Genomic DNA, 17,969 nt, shown 5'->3' with positions numbered 1-17,969 from the left:
CACCACCTCCGCCACCACCTCCGCCACCACCTCCGCCACCACCTCCGCCACCACCCGAGCCGGAGGCAGACGAGAAGAGCACACGTTGGAAGAGTCGACTCTCCTGCTTTCTGAGGGTGTGTTAACTGCGGGTCCATGCCCCTCGGGCCTTCGCCTTACCTCCCCACGCTCCGAATCTCCTGCGCCCGCGCGCGACTCACCGGCACGCGTGCGCCATCGAGCAGGTCCGCCTCCAGATTTCCGCTGGCATCGCGCTTGAACGCGCGCACCTGGTCGAGGTTCACGATATGCGTGCGATGCACGCGCAGGAACCGGCGCGAGTCTAGACGCGCCTCGAGGCGGTTGAGCGAGAGATGCAGCAGGTGGCGCGCGCTCCCCGCGTGCGCGATGATGTAGTCGCCATCGGCCTTGAACCATGACACTCGTTCAACCGGCAGCGGAACGAGCATGCCGCCGACTCGGACGAACAACCGGCTGATTGGCCCGCCGGCGAGTGCACCGCTCAACCGCTCGAATGCGTTGGACGAAGACGGTTCGCCCAGCGCGGAATGCACGCGCTCCATTGCTGCGGCTAGCCGCGACGGGCCGAACGGCTCCAGCAGGTAGTCTACCGCGCCACGCTCGAAGGCGGTCACGGCATGCTCGGAGAACGCCGTGGTGAAGATGACAAACGGTGGCCGCTCGAGGCGGCGCACGACCTCAGTGCCGAGCAGCCCCGGCATTTGTATGTCGAGGAAGACAAGCTCCGGCTGCAGCGCCTGGATCCCGGCGACCGCCGACTCACCGTCGCCTGCTTCTCCAACGACCTCTACCCAGTCAATCGCGCGGAGCATGGCGCGCAGTCCCGCGCGCGCTACCGGCTCATCGTCGACGACGAACGCCGTGACCTTCACGATGGCCGCGCGCGATGCCGGGGCACGACGAGTACGGCGTCGAAGCCGCCATCCGTATCGGCTCGACACTGCAGGCGCGCAGCGCTGCCGTACAACACCGCCAGCCGCTCGCGGAGCCTCGCCAGTCCGGTGCCCGTGCCGGTTTCCGCGGAGTGCACCGCGCCGCTACCGCTCGAGTTCCTGACCGAAAGCTTCAGCTCGGACGCGCTGCCCGCGGCCACAACTACGATTTCCGTGGGCGCGACGCCTTCGATGGTTCGCACGTGGTTCGCCTCGGGCGTCACCCAATTCGGTCGGGCCGCCAGGTGCTGAGGTTCGTAACCGACAGGAAGCCGGGGTCTGCGGGTATAGATCCGTACAACTTCTATATCGACCGCAACTCGGCAGATAATGTGCTGCCGGTGAGGTAAGTATCCACCCGGCGGTCGAGCGTTTTGCGTGGACAGAGTTGACACCGCGGTACGCGCCTGATCGACAGGCACGGTTCCGGCGATAAGCTTTACCGAGACTATGTCATCAGGCCTCGAGAGCGGGACAGTTGAAGTGGTGGCAACACCGAGAGTGGTACATCGCGGCAGGTACAACCGTTCGCGACTGAAGTGTTGACCTCGTCAGTCACCTGGCGAAACAGGTAGACGCGGATGTTTCAGACGAAACGACGAACCGACGACCACACCGACGCCCTCTGATGAGACGCTTCGGTGGCTGCCTTACGTCACTGACCCTCGTCGCGCTCTTCTGCCTGGTGGGGGTCGTCGCGTTTCCGGCCCTCCGACATCCGGTGTTTCTCGCTCGCCTTGTCACTTCGCGTCCGCCTTCAGAAGTCACGATTCCAGTCGCAGGCGTACTCAAGCGCAATATTCTCGACACCTGGGGCGCACCGCGAAGCGGAGGGCGATCACATAATGGCGTGGACATCTTTGCGAAACGCGGCACACCTGTGCTCAGCGCGACCGAAGGAATCGTTTCGCGCGTTGGCACCAACAGGCTCGGCGGACAGATCATCAACGTTCTTGGTCCGGGAAGGCAATTGCATTACTACGCGCACCTCGATCGTTACGGCTCCTTCGAACCGGGCGTCATCGTGATTGCCGGTGATACCCTTGGCTACGTCGGAAACACGGGAAACGCGCGCGATACTCCGCCTCACCTCCACTACGGCATCTACGATTCGGAACGCGGCGCAGTCAACCCGTGGCCGATGCTGGCGCCGCGCGCTGCTGGTACTGCGCGGCCGGTGGACCGGGTGAAGTAATCGCGACCAGGCGATCAGACCATCTGCGCAATACACTCGTGGGCCAGACCGACGAGCCGCGCCGCCGAAAGGTTGCCAACCAGAGCATGCGTCAATCCAGGCTCCTGCCAGGCCGCCACGTGAAAACCCTTCCAGCTCGAGATATTGACGCCCGGCCGCTGCAGCGGCCGTTCCGGTGTCTCGGTCCTCGGCATTGGCATTATGTAATACGACACCGCCTGCCCGTCGATTCGATACATGAGCACAGCACCGCGCTGCCCGTTCACATCGGTTACGCGGGCGCCGACCAGCCGGCCATTCGCGAACGACGGCGCGTGAATCGCGAATCCGACCCGCTCGGAGAGCCAGTGAGTGATATCCGATTCGCGAGCCGAAGCGATTCCATCGCGTTGTAGAACGCGACCGTGATCGTCCGCAAGCGCAGGCGCCACCTCGGACCGGGTTGCTGTATCTGCTGGCGAAAAGCGCCAGACGGCCGTCGTCAGAACAATTATGCCGATGGCAGCAGCGCCCGCGAAACGGAAGGAGATCGCCCGCCTGCCCGCACGGCGACCGGAATCTGAGCGCGCCAGCGACAGAGCGTTGAAGAGCCGTTCACGAACTTCTCGAGGCGCCGAAACGTCCTGATTTGATCTCGCGAGCCGCTCGGCGACTTGACGCATGTCGGCAACAAACGCGCGGCACGCGGCGCACTGCTCGATGTGTTGCGCGGCCGATTCGACTGCGTCGTCGACGGCGCGCGGAGAGCCATCCGGCCAGGCAAGCCGCCGAGCAGTGCCACATCTCATCGCTGGGACTCGCTCTTCACTGGTGGCGAATAGAGCTGCGGTGGCGACCCGCCGACGCTTCGGCCAACGAATCGCGCAGGAGCCTTCGTGCCCGAAAAAGACGCGAGGCCACAGTTCCTTCCGGCAGACCGATCATCGTTGCGACCTCTCGCTGGCGAAATCCCTCGACATCAACCAGAACCACGACACTTCGAAGAGGCTCGTCGAGTGCATCGATAGCGTCGCAGATCTCCTGAGACGATGGCCATTTCCCTCCGGCCGAAATGCCAGAACCGTCGGCCGGCCAACGCTCGAGAGCGTGCTCGAATTCCGCATCGGTAAGATCGCACGCGAGCGACTCCGGGTGCCGTTTTGCCGTACGCCGCCGGTTGAAGTGCGTCCGAAGCAGAATCGTGTAGAACCAGGTTCGAACAGCTTCGTGGCTGCGCAGCTCGCCGTAGCCTTCGCACGCCCGAAGCAGGCAGTCCTGAACGAGGTCCTCCGCGTTCGCGGTGTGGCCCCGTGTCAATCGGAGAGCCGTTCGGTAGAGTGGATCGAGATGCTGTGTCACCACCTCCTCGAACGTTCTCCGGTTCGTCTCGGCTGCGTGATTCCACCCGAGATGCTTCATTCGTAAGCCACGCACTCATCCACTACGGGCTCAACGGGCTTGCGCCGGCATACCCTGGACACGGCTGGAACGTGCAAGCCGTACGAAACTCAACCCGAGGATTAGCCCAAAGATAAGGTGTCCGAGCAGACTGCCCCAAGCCACTGGACGCATGGGCGGCATTTGCAGCGGAGCAAACGCAGGCATGCCGAGAAGGATTGGCATTATTATCAATCCTCCGAGGATCCACCACAACAGACCCCAGCCGGCTCCCAACGCAGCAGCGCTGGCGTTGCCGGTTATCCGGTTGCCAGCGGCGAAGGCGAACAGCACTCCGATTACCGCGCTGTTGAAAAGATGATAGGCCCACCCTGCGGCGAGGCTGGTGGAGCCGACGACCTTCGCCACCATGCCCATCATCGGCATCGAGCCACCGTCCGGCGTTGGCGCGCTCATCATTTGCATCATCATGCCAAATACGAGCCCGCCCGCGATTCCCGCAAGGGCTCCTGCCGTGATTTTCGAGGTCATAGGTTCTCTGTTTTGGGTAAGTGCATCGGAATGGTGTAGCATGGCGCCTGGCCAAGCGGGGGGCCCGGTCGGCCCGGATCACTCCCTGATTGAACAGACACCGGCGAAGCGCGAATTCTTCACTGGATCGTCCGACTGTCAGTATGGCTTTGCAGCCTGGAGTTTCTTGGAGATACTGGATTGAATCATTTATTTGCGGGTCGAGCCGCGGCGATTCCGTTCTATGAACACATAGACGTGCCAGAGTGTACCTCTTGCAGACACTTTCCCGCTCCCTCAAGGTCGATTTGCGACATCCTGCTCTTTTTCTGTTTGGTGCGTTTCTCGCCGCCATCCCACTCCATGACGCCTGCGGCCAGCAACCGGCTGAGTGGCGGACAGATTTCCGACGCCACACGGTTCCGCTCTCGGAGATCGTATCGGGCGGACCGCCCAAGGATGGAATTCCCGCACTCAGTCGCCCGCGGCTTGAAAGCGTAGCGTCTGCGGATCGCTGGCTGGCCCCGCGGGAACCGGTGATGGTTGTCGAGCACGATGGAGTGGCGCGTGGCTATCCCCTCCAGATCCTCATCTGGCACGAGATCGTGAACGACAACCTGGGCAATCTTCCAATCGCCGTGACATTTTGCCCCCTGTGCAATACGGCGCTGGTGTTCGACCGCCGCCACAACGGACGAGTGCTCGAATTTGGTACAACCGGGCGGCTCCGCCATTCCGATCTCGTGATGTATGACAAGCTGACGGAGAGCTGGTGGCAGCAGGCAACGGGTGAGGCGATCGTCGGTGTAATGGCCGGTGACGCACTCACACTGTTCGAATCGCAGACAATGGCGTGGGCCGATTTCAAGCGCGCGTACCCCGCAGCCCAGGTTCTCTCGAGGAAGACCGGGTACGATCGCCCGTACGGCACGAATCCGTACAAGGGTTACGATGCTCCTGGTGGATCCCCGCTTGCGGCGTTCTTCAAGTCCAAAACCGACGCGCGATTGCCTGCAATGGAGCGTGTCGTCGCTCTGCGACTGGAGCGTGAGGCAGTGGCTTACCCGTTCTCGCGGCTACGATCCGCGCGCGTCATAAACGACATGATCGCGCGGCGGCCGATTGCAGTCTTCTGGGCACCGGGAACCGCGAGCGCGCTGGACAGAACCGATATGGCGAGCGGACGCGACGTCGGCGCCACCGGTGTGTTCGACCGCAGGCTCGCGAATCGTACGCTCACCTTCGAGTCCGCTCAGGGCGGCGGCTTCCGCGACCGCGAGACAGGAACGCGCTGGGACCTTTTGGGGAACGGTCTCACGGGGCCACTTCGCGGCCGGCGACTGGTGCGGATACCGTACGGGGATTTCTTCTGGTTCGCGTGGGCGGTGTTCCGGCCGGATACTCGCATCGGGCGATAGGCCTTTGTGTGGCATCCCGGCCGGATGAGAGATCCGCACTGCGTTTCATTAGGTTGCGCCGTTAGCATCCGGCCCGTGCCCTTCTTGACAAGACTGGTGGTGCAGCGCTACAGTGAGCGCATGTCCTGCCTGCGTCGATGCTACGCCTCCTACTATTACGAAACCCCTATCACGGGCCGTGCTCGGAGGCGTGCGCTTGACTGAGGGAGACTCGTAACAGCTCTCATTACGCAATACTTCGACGGTCCGTGGAAATTCACGGGCCTTTTTTGTTTCTACCGGGAAAGGTCAAATGATCATCGTCACACGTCCGAACATCACCGAGCGCGAGCTCGATCACATCCGCGAGCGGATTGAGGCAGCCGGTCTCCGAACACATCTTTCACGCGGCGAACGAAGGACGATAGTCGGCTGCATCGGCGACGAATCGTTACTGGAAGGCATCGCCCTTCGCTCGTTGCCTGGAGTCGAGTCGGTGATGCCGGTGCTCAGGCCGTACAAGCTTGCCTCTCTCGATTTTGCCGCTGAGAGAACCATCGTCAATGTCGGGCCGGGCGCGTCGTTCGGAGGCAAGGCGCTGGCCATTATCGCCGGGCCTTGTTCCGTCGAGAATATTGACATGCTCCGCGACACCGCCGTTTCCGTTCGAGCGGCGGGGGCGTCCATTTTGCGCGGCGGGGCGTTCAAGCCGCGTAGCTCCCCATACAGCTTTCAGGGTCTTGGTGTCGATGCCCTCCGCATGCTCGCTGAGGTGCGCTTGCAGACCGGGCTGCCTGTCGTCACTGAAGTCCTCGACACCCGCGACGTGGAGGTTGTAGCCGAGCATGCCGACATGCTTCAAGTGGGGGCGCGCAACATGCAGAACTTCGCGCTGCTCGCTGAGTTGGGACGCATACAGCGGCCGGTCCTTCTAAAGCGCGGACTCTCGGCCACGATAACGGAGCTGCTGATGGCGGCCGAATACATAATGGCGCACGGAAATGGCGACGTTGTCCTTTGCGAGCGCGGCATACGTACCTTTGAGACGGCGACCCGCAACACTCTCGACATCTCCGCCATTCCCATCCTCAAGCGAGAAAGCCACTTGCCGATCATCGTCGATCCAAGTCACGCCGGCGGTGATGCAGATCTCGTTGCCCCCCTTGCATTCGCAGCGATCGCGGCCGGCGCGGATGGCGTGATCGTCGAGGTGCATCCGGCTCCCGAGCGCGCCCTTTCGGATGGCGATCAGTCTCTGACGTTCCCTGCGTTCGCCGATCTGATGGCGCGTCTCGCACCCTTTGCCGCCGCCGCCGACCGCAAGCTCCCCCGACCCGTTCCGAGCGCGTCGCTTCCCGGGACTACCTCCCGGGAACTGGTGCGGTGATGAGCTCGATTGGCGAGGAAGAATCACCGGCCCTCGCCGAGCTGGAGGAGTGCCGCGAGGAGATAGGGCGAATCGACAGGGAGTTTGTGGCGCTGCTGCGGAGCCGTGTGGATCTGGCGCAGCGGACGGGGACGCTGAAGCGCGCTCTCGGATTTCCGATCCTCGATCCGCAACGGGAGGCAAGCGTGATTCGCGGCGCTGTCACACAGGCGCGTGAAGCAGGGCTGGCAGAAGAGACGGTGCGCGAGATATTCTGGCACATTTTGGGTCTATCACGAAGGGCCCAGCAGATGGAGAAAGGATGAAGTCCGCTGGTAGTGTCGCCGTTATCGGGCTGGGATTGATCGGCGGATCGGTCGCGCGCTGCCTCGCGGCACGGGGGATTCCTGTCCTCGGATATGATTCCAATCCGTCTCACCTCGACGCTGCCATATCGGAAGGAGTAGTCTCGCGTCGGCTGTCGCCCGGCCTGGAGGATATCGGCGACGCCGAGACCGTTGTGATTGCGGTTTATGGCGACTCCGTTTTTGATGTTTTGAGAAGCATTGAGCAGCACTCGACAGCCGCGCAGTTGGTCACCGACGTCGGAAGCACCAAGCGCAGCATTGTCTCGGCGGCAGTGAGGCTGGGACTGGGGCCGAGGTTTGTCGGTTCGCACCCATTTTCAGGCGACCATCGCTCTGGCTGGGCGGCGTCTCGCATGGATCTGTTCGAAGGCGCCACTGTCTATCTCTGTCCCGCCGCAGACACCCTGCCGACGACATTCGCTTTGGCCAGGCAGCTATGGATGTCGCTTGGCGCAAAGCCTGAGGTCATCGACGCGGGCGCTCACGATGACTTGCTGGCGTGGTCGAGCCATCTGCCGCAGCTGGTGTCGACTGCCCTTGCTCTGGCGCTCGCCGACGCGGGGATCACTCGACGGCAACTGGGACGCGGCGGACACGATGTCACTCGCCTCGCAGCCGGCTCACCGAACGTGTGGACCGCCGTCGCGCTCGACAATGCACCCGCGATTGAAGCTGCCGTTTCCGCAGTACAGCGGGAACTCGAGCTGTTTCGCGAAACTTTGCGTAGAGGCGACGCACGCGCGCTGAGTCAGCGCTTCGCGAAAGCGTGTGACTGGTCGGTTCGGGTGGATGACTAGAACTTTATCATGGTGTGCCCACGTCCAACCCCAGACAAATCAGGGACCACACCCGGGTTAGCAATCTGCCTCAAGCAGCAACCGTCGTCTGCCTATCACACCTGACAAGCTGCTGTAGTTGCGCGGTGAAGTCTGTTACTCAACGCTTGTCTGAACCTGCGGCTAATAACGCATTCAGTCCATCCAGCATCACAACGATCTCGGGCTTGTCGACAGGCTTCATCAGCACAAAAGTCTCTCCTGTACGATCGACGTCGTAATTGGAGCGGAAGAGCGAAGATTGATACTCGTCTTCGAACAGCTGGTGCCGCATCGTTACGGTAATCCCTGAACCATAACTCACGCTTGCGGCCATGAACTTGCCCGCCGCGCGGTAAATAATGCGCGAGCCGTTCGCAGTCCAGACAGGTTCGGCGCCACCATTAACTGATATCTGAGCGCGCGGGCCGAGCCGCGGAAATGGTCGCACATATACCTCGTATCGCCCCGACTCATCGGAGACGTAGGTGAGCCAGCGACCATCAGGTGATATGCGCGCCCCTTGTTCATTGAACGCGCTCGTCAGGAGCGGAGATGGCTTTCGTTGCGCAGTCTCGCCCTCCAGCGGCAACAGCCAGACGTCTGACCGTGTCCGCGGATTCTCAACACGAAAAATTGCAAGCTTGCCATCGGGAGACAAACCAATCTCCCTCACCGCAGTACGCGAAGCAAAAAGCCTTTCCTCAGACCCGCTCCCATCGGCTGGGATCTGCCAGATCTCTCCACCGCGCACATAAACGAGGCGCGTTCCATCGGGGGTCCACTCCGGCGATTGCGACGTCGATTGGGACGTGAGACGCGAAAGTACTCCGGACTTGATGTCATAGGCCCAGATATCCGAACGATTCGTTCCTGTGGATGAGATCTCGACGGCCACGCGACGACCGTCCGGCGAAAAACGAGGGCGAGTGTAACGGCGAGGCGGAGTGCCCTCTCCCGTCGAGACAGCGTGATCGTTCGTAATGATGAGCTGGCTCGCGTTATTCGATTTGACGTAGACAAGTGAGCCGTCAGCAGCGAACGAAGCAGCAGCGCCCGCGAAGACGCTGACTTCCTCGAGGATAGTTGTCGCTTCTCCGTTGATCTTCCTCCGTCGCGCATCGAATGGGATCGCAGCGATGATGCCTCCGGGGCGACCATAAAACAGCCTGCCCCGGAAGAGGCCGAGCGGGTTGCCACCACGAACACCGAGCAGGTGATATCCTTTTTCATTCAGCGAACCCACGGCGAGCTGATCGTCGGCTCGCGAGGTTGCGGCTTCGACTCTGAATGCGAACGTCCGTCCGTCTGGCAGGAACATCGGTTGCACGTGCCCCTGCTCGCCCTTCGCGATGTCGCGTTTGGTGAGCATTTCGGCCTGACCTCCCGCGGCAGAGATCCGATAGAGCCCGCTATCGCTGCCGACAAGAATATCTCCGCTCGAACTCCATGCACCGCCGCGCCACGCAGGCGTGCGTCCGATCTGAACCGGTGGCCCACCCCTTACTGGCACCTTGAATAGAACGCCCGCTTCGGTAGCGAATGCGATCCATCGGCTGTCAGGAGAGAAAAAGGGGAGAATCGCGTCGTCAGTGCCCGGAAGCTCGCGTGCGGACGGCGAAGCAAGCTGCCTTAGATACAGACGTCTGCTGCCTCCAGCTATCCCCGAGTAAACGATCGAGCCGCCATCTGGAGCGAAAGCGACCGAGCTTGGCTCGATCGCGAGCTTCGCATTCGGCGGCATGGCCTCGACGAACGTAATCGGCTTGTCGGCTGGAGTTGATGAGAGTTTCCACCAGGCAGCGACTGCCATAATTACTGCAATTCCCGCCACTGCAGGCCACGCAAAGAGGCGGATCCTTGCCGCAGTTCTCGTACGCTGTGGGTAAGAGCTCGGCGAGGTTCCCGACGCGCTCAACTCGTGCGCCGCCGATGTCATCGATGGGTCGGTCAAGGCTTGGCCGAACTCGCCTGCGGTTGCCCACCGATCTGCAGGAATCTTTGCGAGAGCGCGCTCGATAGCAGCATCAACGTGTTCAGGTATCCGCTCCCGCTGCGATCGAGCGCTTCGTGGCTTCTCGACTAGTACCTTCGCGATTACTGCTTGCACAGTGCTTCCGGTGTGCGGTGGATCTCCGGTCAACATCTCGTAAACCACGCACGCGAGGCTGTAGATGTCGCTTCGTCCATCTATGTCGCGATCTCCGGCTGCTTGTTCCGGGCTCATGTATTGGGGCGTACCAAGCGACAGACCGCTTTGCGTGATGCGTGCGCCGCCGGCATTGGAAACGGCGAGGGCGATACCGAAGTCCGCTATTACCGGCTGCCCCGCGCTGAGGAGAATGTTCTCGGGCTTGAGATCGCGGTGAATGACATGGTTGCGATGCGCGTAATCGAGCGCGCTGGCGCACGCAGTTGCGATGCGGAGCGCTTCGGCGATCGGAAGCTGTTTCTCGCGGGCTAATCTATGTCGAAGTGACTCGCCTTCAGCGAATGGCATTACATAGAAGAGACGTCCGTCCGCTTCGCCCGAATCGAACAGCGGCAACAGATTCGGGTGCTGAAGGTTTGCGGTAACCCGGATCTCGCTGAGAAATCGCTCAGGGCCAAGGATTGCGCCGAGCTCAGCGAGGAGAAGCTTGAGTGCCACTCGCCTGTCATGCCGGAGATCGCGCGCGAGGTAGACGGTGGCCATTCCGCCGCGACCGATCTCGCGCTCGATCGCGTAACGTCCAGTCAGCGAGCTGTTGAGCTGTTCGACTGTGCCCGCTGTCTCCAATCTGTTACCCGGTTTGAATGACAACTGCAGCGTGGCGACTGAGTGTCAGAAAGTAGGAAATGCGCGCAGCCGCTGCTAGAGAGGCAGGTTCCCGTTCGTAGTTGGAAATGCCTGCTCCTTCACCCCGCAAACCGAGTTAGGAACAAGCAATCGATGTGGCATCAGCAAAAAGCTCCACCGCCTGATTGGCGATGGAGCTGATCTATACAAGTCGGGGCGACTGGATTTGAACCAGCGACCTCCTGCTCCCGAAGCAGGCGCGCTACCGGGCTACGCTACGCCCCGAGTACGATAGCAAAAGCGACCGCTCTCACAGTCGCCCCGCTTAACATAACGCGCTACTGCTTGGGCACCAACACCCGCCCGGCCAGCGGCTCCACCATCACCTCAAACGGCGAATTCCCAAGCAACTCACCATCCGCCTGCCCCATTCTTGGCGGAATCGCCTCGATCCGGAACGAGCTTCCCTTCCTATAGAAGACACACGGGTCAGGCGCAAAGTTCTTCCGCGCCATCCTCCACAGAATCCGCAGCGCATCACGCTGGTTTCGCGGCGAATACACGCACGCATCCAGCAAACCATCGTCCCGCTCGATACCGTGCCCGAAGGCAAGGAGATCGTTCATCACCGCCCCGAAATTCGCAATCATTACGGCCGACGCCCGCATCTCGATCACCTCGCCATCGACTGTCAGCCGAACGTCGAACTTTTCCAGCTTCACAAACGCCCGACTGGCCGAGACGACATACGCAAAGAATCCCAGCCGTCGCTTGAGTGCACCCGGCGCATACTCGATCATCGTCGCGTCGAGCCCGATCCCCATCCCGATCGCGAACCGCCTACCCGTGTGCAGCCGACCCAGATCGATGCGGGCCTCCTCACCGGCAAGCAATGCGTTCACCGCCCGGCCGATGTTCATCGACGTCCCCAGCGTTCGAGCGACAATGTTGCCAGTGCCTCCTGGGAGGATTCCAACCGGAGGCCCGGAATGCGCCAGGGCGCCAAGTACGTCGATCGCCGTGCCGTCGCCACCAAGTGTGAACACGGCGTCGTATTTCGCCGCAAACCTTTTCGCGAGATCGGCCGCATGGCCGGGCGATTCGGTCATCATCGCGTCGCAGACGACCCCGGCTTTCTCGAACGCCAGCTTTGCATCGCGAATCACCCGGCCACCCCGGCGCGAAGCAGGGTTGACAATGAGAAGCGCGCGCGAGATTGTGACAGGCATCGTGACAATTAACGTACGCTCGGTATGCGACGCCAACCGCCGCCTGACATGGGTGTGAGCCCACCGCATCGGCAATTTCGTAGGCTCACAGCGACTCGTCTGCAGGCGAACCCCGATAGCTTTCGGAGGGTAACACACGGACTGCATCTACTGACCCCACGACCATGTCTTCATACATAATGCGACTTCGCTTCCTGGTTTTTCTTGCAGCACTCCTTATTCCGGCACACGGAACGGGCGCCTCGTCGGCACTCCCAACAGGGCTGTTCGTCGCCAACCGACTCAATGCGCACTCCCTGCCACGCATCGAGCGGGTTCCGTCCAACGCCGGGTGGGAACATTGGTTCAAACTGGAGGGAGGCCTCGTCACTCTTCGCCCCGACGGACGCTTCATTGCCTCGTTCCGTTATTATCGCCAGCACAAGACGCTGCGCACCGCGGTGCGGCCCGGCCCGCTCCTCAATGAGACTTACAAGGGTAAGTTTTCCGTACGCGGCACCCAGATAACATTCATTCCCGACAGGACCAAGCAGATCAAGCGGTCCCAACCGATCATTGGCAGTATTTCGGGGCAGAAGATGGTTCTTCCGTACATCGTTGCAGAAGGGCAGAGCAAGCATCCGCTTCGGCTCGAGATGCAGCGAGAAAAAACCTGGTAGGCCGCCAACCCTTTCCTGAAGGACAATCCTGATGCAGCACCCTGAGGAACTTCAGCCCGCACCGGATTTCGATCTCGAAGCCGATGACGGGACGCGCGTTTCACTTGCATCGCTCCGCGGTCGCACGGTTGTGCTTTTCTTCTATCCCAAGGATAACACCTCCGGCTGAACGCGTGAGGCGTGCGATTTTCGCGACGCCCTTCCCCGGTTCGGGGAAATGAACGCAGAGGTTTTCGGAGTCAGCCCGGACAGCGCAAAGTCACACCAGAAGTTTCGTGCCAAGCATGCACTGCCGTATCCGTTGCTGGTTGACGAAGAACACCGCCTCGCTGATGCGTACGGCATCTGGAAGGAGAAGACGATGTACGGCGTCAAATACCATGGCGTCGAGCGCACGACCGTCGTGATCGACGCGAATGGCAACATTGGAAAGATTTTTCCGAAGGTCAGCATCGAGGGCCATGTTGCTGCTGTGGCGGAGGCGGTTGGGGAGGTTGGACGGGATCGGGCAGGGGAGTAAAGTCGGTAAACGTCTACAGCCAACGCTTGCGCCGTCTGCCAGACGCGCAGGTTTCGGAAATTCGCCACATCGGACTCTCGCTTCCCGGGATCCGCACTCGCACCGTTCTACCGCGTCAGCCAGTCAACCGCCCCATCTTCGGACCGTTCAAGCCGCGCCGCGCCGACGACGTCCACGGCTAGCGGGCCACGGGTAACGGGTTTTCTGCCATGAGCAACCCGCCACGAATAAATTTTCTGATGACAACCTCGCGCGCCACATTCCTCAAACAGGGCACCCCTGAATTGCTGCTCCCAGCTCGCGCCATCTTATCAGCAATTGCACTCGCTCTTTGCGTAACCTCGTGCGCACCAGTCTCCCGCCCCCCAGTCCGAACACCACCAGCGACCGCCCCGGTCCGATTCCTCCTCGTCAACGACGTCTACCTCGGCGACACTCTCCGCGACGGCTCCGCCGGCCTCGCCCGTGTCGCCGCCCTCCGCGACTCCCTCGCACGAACCGGCCCGATAACCTTCATGCTCGCAGGAGATTTTCTTAGCCCAAGCCTGCTCAGCAAATGGCACCGCGGGATCCAGATGATTCAGCAGTTCAATTCAGCCAAACTCGATTACGCCACATTCGGCAACCATGAATTCGAGATCGACCGCGATACACTGATTGCGCGTATCGCCGAGTCGCGGTTCAAGTGGACATCGGCGAACTGTATGGCCGCCACCGGTGAACCGTTCCCGGGTGTCTCGCGCTGGGACACCACCACCATCAACGGCGTCCGGATTGGAATCTTCGGCACCACCCTCATCGGTGACTACCGCCGCTACGTGAAGTGCACCGATCCCGACAGCGCGGCAAGCGCCGCCATCCGCGATCTGAAACGTATGGGAGCCCGTATGATCGTCGGGCTCACTCACCAGACTGTGAAGGCCGACAGCGCGCTCCTTGTCCGCGAGCCGGACCTCAACCTGATACTCGGTGGTCACGAGCACGATGCGCACCGTATCCTCGTCGGCGATCGCCGCCTTCTCAAAGCCGACGCCAACTCGCGAAGCGCACAGCTTATCACTCTGACGGCTCGACCCGGCGGCTGGACGCAGTCCGACGAGCTTATCACAATCGACCGCCGCCTGGCATTGGACGCCAGCACTGCCGCCATCGTCAGATCATGGCAGGACAGCCTCGTAAAACGCCTGGGTAAGGAGCGCGTCGTGGCGTCCACGAGCTTCCCCATGGACGGCCGCGACGCCGCCAACCGCAGCCGCGAATCCGCACTCGGCAGCTTCGTAACCGATGCAATCCGGATGGGGACTGGCGCCGATGTCGCAATCATGAACGCCGGTACAATGCGGATCGACGACGTCATCCCCGCCGGGCCAATCACCAACTACCAGCTCGAATCGATTTTCCTTTTCCCTGATGAGACGAGGATAATGACATTTCCCATCACCGGCGCGCGCGTGCGCACGCTGCTCGAAAAAGGGGTATCCGATGGGACCGTTGGCAAAGGCGGCTACCTCCAGGTCTCCGGACTCAGGTACAGCTGGGACCCCCGGAATGCGTCAGGCTCGCGAATCGTTGGCCACGTGACACGCCTCGATGGACGTCCCGTCGAGGCAACGGACACGATTCGCCTGTCGTTCAACGTTTACCCGGCATGCGAAAAGGGCGATGGATACGACGTTCCCGAAGCGAAAGCGGCGTGCGAAGCCCGAAGGTCGGCACCACGGGCGGTGGATCTCGTGATGCGACACATCACATCCAGTGGAACTGGCAGAATCGATCCTCCGAGCAAAGAGCGCGTAACCCGCATCGAAAATCGATAGTCCGTCGAAGCTCATGCACGCGCTGCCGTATCCGCTGCTGGTTGACGAAGAACACCGCCTCGCCGATGCGTACGACATCTGGAAGGAGAAGACGCTGTACGGCGTCAAGTAGCTTGGGCGTCGAGCGCACGACTGTTCGTGATCGACGCGAATGGCAACATTGGAAAGATTTTGCCTAAGGTCAGCATTGACGGACACGTCGCTGCCGTTGTTGAGGCGGTGAGCAAGATAGGGTGACAGCTTACGGGCTAGGGGCGGAAGAGCTGAAGTCTGGGGCGTTTCAGATGGAGACACCAAGGCCCGTTCGTCTGTAATCGGTTACCTGTTTGCCCGTTACCCGGTACCTGTTCCTTCGTTCACCGTTCACCGTTTACCGCTACCCGCTTCCCGTTCGCCGTTAACCAATACCCGTTCATTCGGTGACCGTTGGCGTTGTTTGCCGGCCGGCGGAGCGAGGCTTTTGAGGAGACCGTGAAGCATCATACGGACGTCGACAACACGGCCGAGCAGGGCGGCAAAATCATGCTCGGTCATCAGCCCCAGGTCACGCGCGAGTTGAGCGTGGCCCTCTACTTCCGTTGCGGACGCCAGCGCGTAGCGGAGGAATCGCCCGAACTCAGCTGGGCTCGCGTGAGCGCTGCCTTCGACAATGTTCGTCGGTACTGACATCGCAGCCCGCTCGAGCTGGTCGCGAAGCGTTGCACTTCGTCCCCCGCGCATTCGCGTCGCAATTCGATGGGCGTCGATCGCCAGCGCTTCGGCCGATTGCCACACGCGGAGTTTTCTGAAGTTGGCCATTCGGCAGTCTGTTCCGCCGTCGCTTCACCCGCGACATCCTTCACCCGCGCCAACACTCTCGCCTTTGCGTCTTGCGTGTTGCGTCGGCAACGGTCAACGGTCAACGGTCAACGGTCAACGGTCAACGGTCAACGAGGGAACGGGTACCGGGTAACCGGCAAACGGGTAACAGGTTACAGGCGAACTGAATTCGGTAGCGTGCGCACCACCCCCCGTCTAATCCAATTCGTCACTCAGTCCTCCCTTAACAGATTCCCTACACACACACACACACTCTCTCTCTCTCTCTCTCTCTCTCTCTCGTCTCGCCGTTGCCGCGTGCATCTTGATCCTGGGCGGCACCCCCCTAACAGCGCCGACTCCACAAGAATCCCGAGCCATGACATCAAACCGAAGAGATTTCCTAAAGCAGGGCACGCTGATCACCGGCGCAATCGCCGCCGAAGCAGCGTTCCGCAGAGCCTCAGGAATGCCGCCGCTCCCGCCGCCTGCGGATCCGGTTATGGATGCGGCAACACGCGACCTGATGATGGATGCCCTCAACGCTGCAAAGATGGGCGGTGCCAGCTACGCCGACGTCCGCATCGGCGTTACCGGCAGAACTTTGTTCAGACGCGGGAGGAGCAGATTACCAACGTGGTCGATACCGACTCGATGGGGGCCGGCGTTCGCGCACTCGTCGATGGCACCTGGGGCTTCGCGGCAACTCGGACACTCACAAAAGACGGTGTCGCCTCCGCCGCGAGAAAAGCGGTTGCGGTAGCGAAGGCAACACGCATCGGGCGTGACCGGCCTGTCGAGCTCGCACCGGCGCCGGCGTACAAGGGCGTGAGCTGGAAGAACGCCTACACTGTCGATCCGTTCACGATTCCCATCGAGCAGAAAGCTGAGCTGCTGCTAAAGGCAAACGCCGAAGCACTCAGGGCGCCGAACGTGAAATTCGTCTTCAGCGGAATGTTCTTTCGAAAGGATGAGCGCAATTATGCCAACACCGACGGCTCGGTAATAACACAGACAATCCTGCAAAGTTGGGTGCCCATGCAGTTCACCGCAATCTCGGCCGATCAGTCGGACTTCCAGAATCGCGGGTCGGTTTCACCACCGGCGGGCCGCGGGTACGAATACGTCACATCGCTGGACATCGTCGGCAACGCGCGTAAAGGGGGCGAAGAGGCCTCGCAGAAGCTGAAGGCCAAACCGGTCGATGTCGGCCGGTACGATCTCGTCCTCCACCCGTCGCATCTGTGGCTCACGATCCACGAATCAATTGGACATCCCAGCGAGCTCGACCGCGCAAACGGCTACGAGGCCAACTTCGCCGGCACCAGCTTCCTCGCTCCACCAGAAAAAGTGCGCGGCAAACTGAAGATGGCACAGGTTCCGGCTGGGCTGGAGCGGAAAACCCCGACTGGACCAAGCTCGACATCGCCGCAGTCAGCGCACGCGCGGTAGAGAAGGCGCGCCTGTCACGCAAGCCCGTTGCAATCGAACCGGGGCGTTACACCGTTATTCTCGAACCGCAGGCGGTCGGTGATCTGGTTCAGCTCGTCGGGTTCTACGCCGACGCCCGCGCTTCGGACGAGGGACGCAGCCCGTTCACAAAGACCGGTGGAGGCAACAAGATCGGGGAGAAGATCATCGATGCCCGCATCAGCATTACCGCCGATCCATTCGACCCCATGGTTCTCTCGCAGCCCTGGGACGGGACGGTTTGCCACTGGGCCGCCAGACTTTCGTCGACAAGGGCGTGCTCAAGGAGCTTTACTACTCTCGCTTCTGGGCAAAGAAGCAGGGCAAGACCGCTACCGGGGCGCCGACATCGTTCATCATGAACGGCGGCACCACTTCGATGGAGGACATGATCAAGTCCACCCAGCGCGGCGTTCTCGTCACCCGCCTCTGGTATCTCCGTGAAGTCGATCCCCGCACCATTCTATATACAGGGCTCACGCGTGATGGCACCTTCCTCATTGAGAATGGAAAAATCTCGAAAGCAGTCAAGAATTTCCGCTTCAATGATTCGCCGCTGTTCATGCTCAAGAACCACGACGCAATGGGACGGCCGGTACGGTCATGCACGGCGTGGATGGCACGAATTACGCGATTAACTTCGCAAGCGCGAACTGGTGCCTGTGGGTAGAGGATCAATCAAGGTTCGAGTGCCGTTTCAATGTCACGAATTCTTT

At 61.2% G+C, this 17,969-nt stretch carries 19 protein-coding genes and 1 tRNA gene; 11 read left to right on the top strand and 9 right to left on the bottom strand.

Going from position 1 to position 17,969, the window contains the following annotated elements:
* Positions 1 to 155 precede the first annotated feature (155 nt).
* Both WKF55_14670 and WKF55_14665 read right to left on the bottom strand, forming a co-directional pair.
* Entirely contained in the window at positions 156 to 893 is a 738-nt protein-coding gene (locus WKF55_14670) for a LytTR family DNA-binding domain-containing protein (GenBank protein MEJ7760823.1), read from the bottom strand.
* Positions 890 to 1,156 carry a hypothetical protein gene (locus tag WKF55_14665; protein MEJ7760822.1) on the bottom strand — a complete coding sequence of 89 codons (267 nt, stop codon included), beginning with the start codon at positions 1,154 to 1,156 and terminating at the stop codon, positions 890 to 892. The genes WKF55_14670 and WKF55_14665 overlap by 4 nt, the downstream gene beginning before the upstream one ends.
* 425 nt (positions 1,157 to 1,581) lie before the next feature.
* Between WKF55_14665 and WKF55_14660 the strand changes: the two genes are divergently transcribed.
* Positions 1,582 to 2,148, top strand: coding sequence for a M23 family metallopeptidase (locus WKF55_14660; protein MEJ7760821.1), 567 nt, complete (start codon positions 1,582 to 1,584; stop codon positions 2,146 to 2,148).
* Positions 2,149 to 2,162: 14 nt separating this feature from the next.
* Here the strand turns inward: WKF55_14660 and WKF55_14655 are convergent, their stop codons facing one another.
* From WKF55_14655 to WKF55_14645, 3 genes are read right to left on the bottom strand one after another with little or no spacing between them, the layout of a single operon-like run.
* Complete coding sequence (locus WKF55_14655; GenBank protein MEJ7760820.1) at positions 2,163 to 2,936, bottom strand: hypothetical protein; 774 nt, start codon at positions 2,934 to 2,936, stop codon at positions 2,163 to 2,165.
* A 16-nt stretch (positions 2,937 to 2,952) separates the two neighbouring features.
* Positions 2,953 to 3,546 carry an RNA polymerase sigma factor gene (locus WKF55_14650; GenBank protein ID MEJ7760819.1) on the bottom strand — a complete coding sequence of 198 codons (594 nt, stop codon included), beginning with the start codon at positions 3,544 to 3,546 and terminating at the stop codon, positions 2,953 to 2,955.
* Between the two features lie 30 nt (positions 3,547 to 3,576).
* Positions 3,577 to 4,056 (bottom strand): hypothetical protein, encoded by a 480-nt coding sequence (locus WKF55_14645; protein MEJ7760818.1) that lies wholly within the window; start codon positions 4,054 to 4,056, stop codon positions 3,577 to 3,579.
* A 245-nt stretch (positions 4,057 to 4,301) separates the two neighbouring features.
* Between WKF55_14645 and WKF55_14640 the strand changes: the two genes are divergently transcribed.
* From WKF55_14640 to WKF55_14625, 4 genes are all read left to right on the top strand, one after another.
* Complete coding sequence (locus WKF55_14640; protein MEJ7760817.1) at positions 4,302 to 5,453, top strand: DUF3179 domain-containing protein; 1,152 nt, start codon at positions 4,302 to 4,304, stop codon at positions 5,451 to 5,453.
* A gap of 292 nt (positions 5,454 to 5,745) precedes the next feature.
* The gene (gene aroF, locus WKF55_14635) at positions 5,746 to 6,819 is read left to right on the top strand and encodes a 3-deoxy-7-phosphoheptulonate synthase (protein ID MEJ7760816.1); all 1,074 of its coding nucleotides are present in this window, start codon (positions 5,746 to 5,748) and stop codon (positions 6,817 to 6,819) included.
* Complete coding sequence (locus tag WKF55_14630; protein ID MEJ7760815.1) at positions 6,819 to 7,124, top strand: chorismate mutase; 306 nt, start codon at positions 6,819 to 6,821, stop codon at positions 7,122 to 7,124. Before aroF ends, WKF55_14630 begins: the two co-directional genes overlap by 1 nt.
* Positions 7,121 to 7,963 carry a prephenate dehydrogenase/arogenate dehydrogenase family protein gene (locus WKF55_14625; protein MEJ7760814.1) on the top strand — a complete coding sequence of 281 codons (843 nt, stop codon included), beginning with the start codon at positions 7,121 to 7,123 and terminating at the stop codon, positions 7,961 to 7,963. The genes WKF55_14630 and WKF55_14625 overlap by 4 nt, the downstream gene beginning before the upstream one ends.
* Positions 7,964 to 8,102: 139 nt before the next feature.
* Here WKF55_14625 and WKF55_14620 read toward each other — a convergent pair whose 3' ends face one another.
* The 3 genes from WKF55_14620 to WKF55_14610 form a co-directional block, all read right to left on the bottom strand.
* Positions 8,103 to 10,760: a protein kinase gene (locus WKF55_14620; protein MEJ7760813.1), complete on the bottom strand. Its 2,658-nt coding sequence runs from the start codon at positions 10,758 to 10,760 to the stop codon at positions 8,103 to 8,105.
* A gap of 211 nt (positions 10,761 to 10,971) precedes the next feature.
* Positions 10,972 to 11,045: transfer RNA gene (locus WKF55_14615), tRNA-Pro, on the bottom strand.
* Positions 11,046 to 11,098: 53 nt separating this feature from the next.
* On the bottom strand, positions 11,099 to 11,989 hold the full coding sequence (locus WKF55_14610) for a diacylglycerol kinase family protein (protein MEJ7760812.1): 891 nt from the start codon (positions 11,987 to 11,989) through the stop codon (positions 11,099 to 11,101).
* Between the two features lie 179 nt (positions 11,990 to 12,168).
* Between WKF55_14610 and WKF55_14605 the strand changes: the two genes are divergently transcribed.
* The 3 genes from WKF55_14605 to WKF55_14595 all read left to right on the top strand — a co-directional run bounded on the left by WKF55_14605 (position 12,169) and on the right by WKF55_14595 (position 14,985).
* Positions 12,169 to 12,648, top strand: a complete 480-nt coding sequence (locus tag WKF55_14605; GenBank protein ID MEJ7760811.1) for a hypothetical protein — start codon at positions 12,169 to 12,171, stop codon at positions 12,646 to 12,648.
* A gap of 31 nt (positions 12,649 to 12,679) precedes the next feature.
* Positions 12,680 to 13,168 carry a peroxiredoxin gene (locus WKF55_14600; protein MEJ7760810.1) on the top strand — a complete coding sequence of 163 codons (489 nt, stop codon included), beginning with the start codon at positions 12,680 to 12,682 and terminating at the stop codon, positions 13,166 to 13,168.
* A gap of 239 nt (positions 13,169 to 13,407) precedes the next feature.
* Positions 13,408 to 14,985: a bifunctional UDP-sugar hydrolase/5'-nucleotidase gene (locus WKF55_14595; GenBank protein ID MEJ7760809.1), complete on the top strand. Its 1,578-nt coding sequence runs from the start codon at positions 13,408 to 13,410 to the stop codon at positions 14,983 to 14,985.
* A gap of 363 nt (positions 14,986 to 15,348) precedes the next feature.
* Here the strand turns inward: WKF55_14595 and WKF55_14590 are convergent, their stop codons facing one another.
* The gene (locus WKF55_14590) at positions 15,349 to 15,783 is read right to left on the bottom strand and encodes a four helix bundle protein (protein MEJ7760808.1); all 435 of its coding nucleotides are present in this window, start codon (positions 15,781 to 15,783) and stop codon (positions 15,349 to 15,351) included.
* Between the two features lie 636 nt (positions 15,784 to 16,419).
* Here WKF55_14590 and WKF55_14585 point away from each other — a divergent pair.
* From WKF55_14585 to WKF55_14575, 3 genes are read left to right on the top strand one after another with little or no spacing between them, the layout of a single operon-like run.
* Complete coding sequence (locus WKF55_14585; GenBank protein ID MEJ7760807.1) at positions 16,420 to 17,235, top strand: DNA gyrase modulator; 816 nt, start codon at positions 16,420 to 16,422, stop codon at positions 17,233 to 17,235.
* Positions 17,208 to 17,615, top strand: a complete 408-nt coding sequence (locus tag WKF55_14580; GenBank protein MEJ7760806.1) for a metallopeptidase TldD-related protein — start codon at positions 17,208 to 17,210, stop codon at positions 17,613 to 17,615. The genes WKF55_14585 and WKF55_14580 overlap by 28 nt, the downstream gene beginning before the upstream one ends.
* Positions 17,501 to 17,923, top strand: a complete 423-nt coding sequence (locus WKF55_14575; protein MEJ7760805.1) for a metallopeptidase TldD-related protein — start codon at positions 17,501 to 17,503, stop codon at positions 17,921 to 17,923. The genes WKF55_14580 and WKF55_14575 overlap by 115 nt, the downstream gene beginning before the upstream one ends.
* Positions 17,924 to 17,969: the final 46 nt, after the last annotated feature.

Source organism: Gemmatimonadaceae bacterium, from assembly GCA_037721215.1.
Lineage (GTDB): Bacteria > Gemmatimonadota > Gemmatimonadetes > Gemmatimonadales > Gemmatimonadaceae > UBA4720.
The sequence above is the reverse complement of the archived record's forward strand: the minus strand, read 5'-3'. Positions and strand labels throughout refer to the sequence as shown.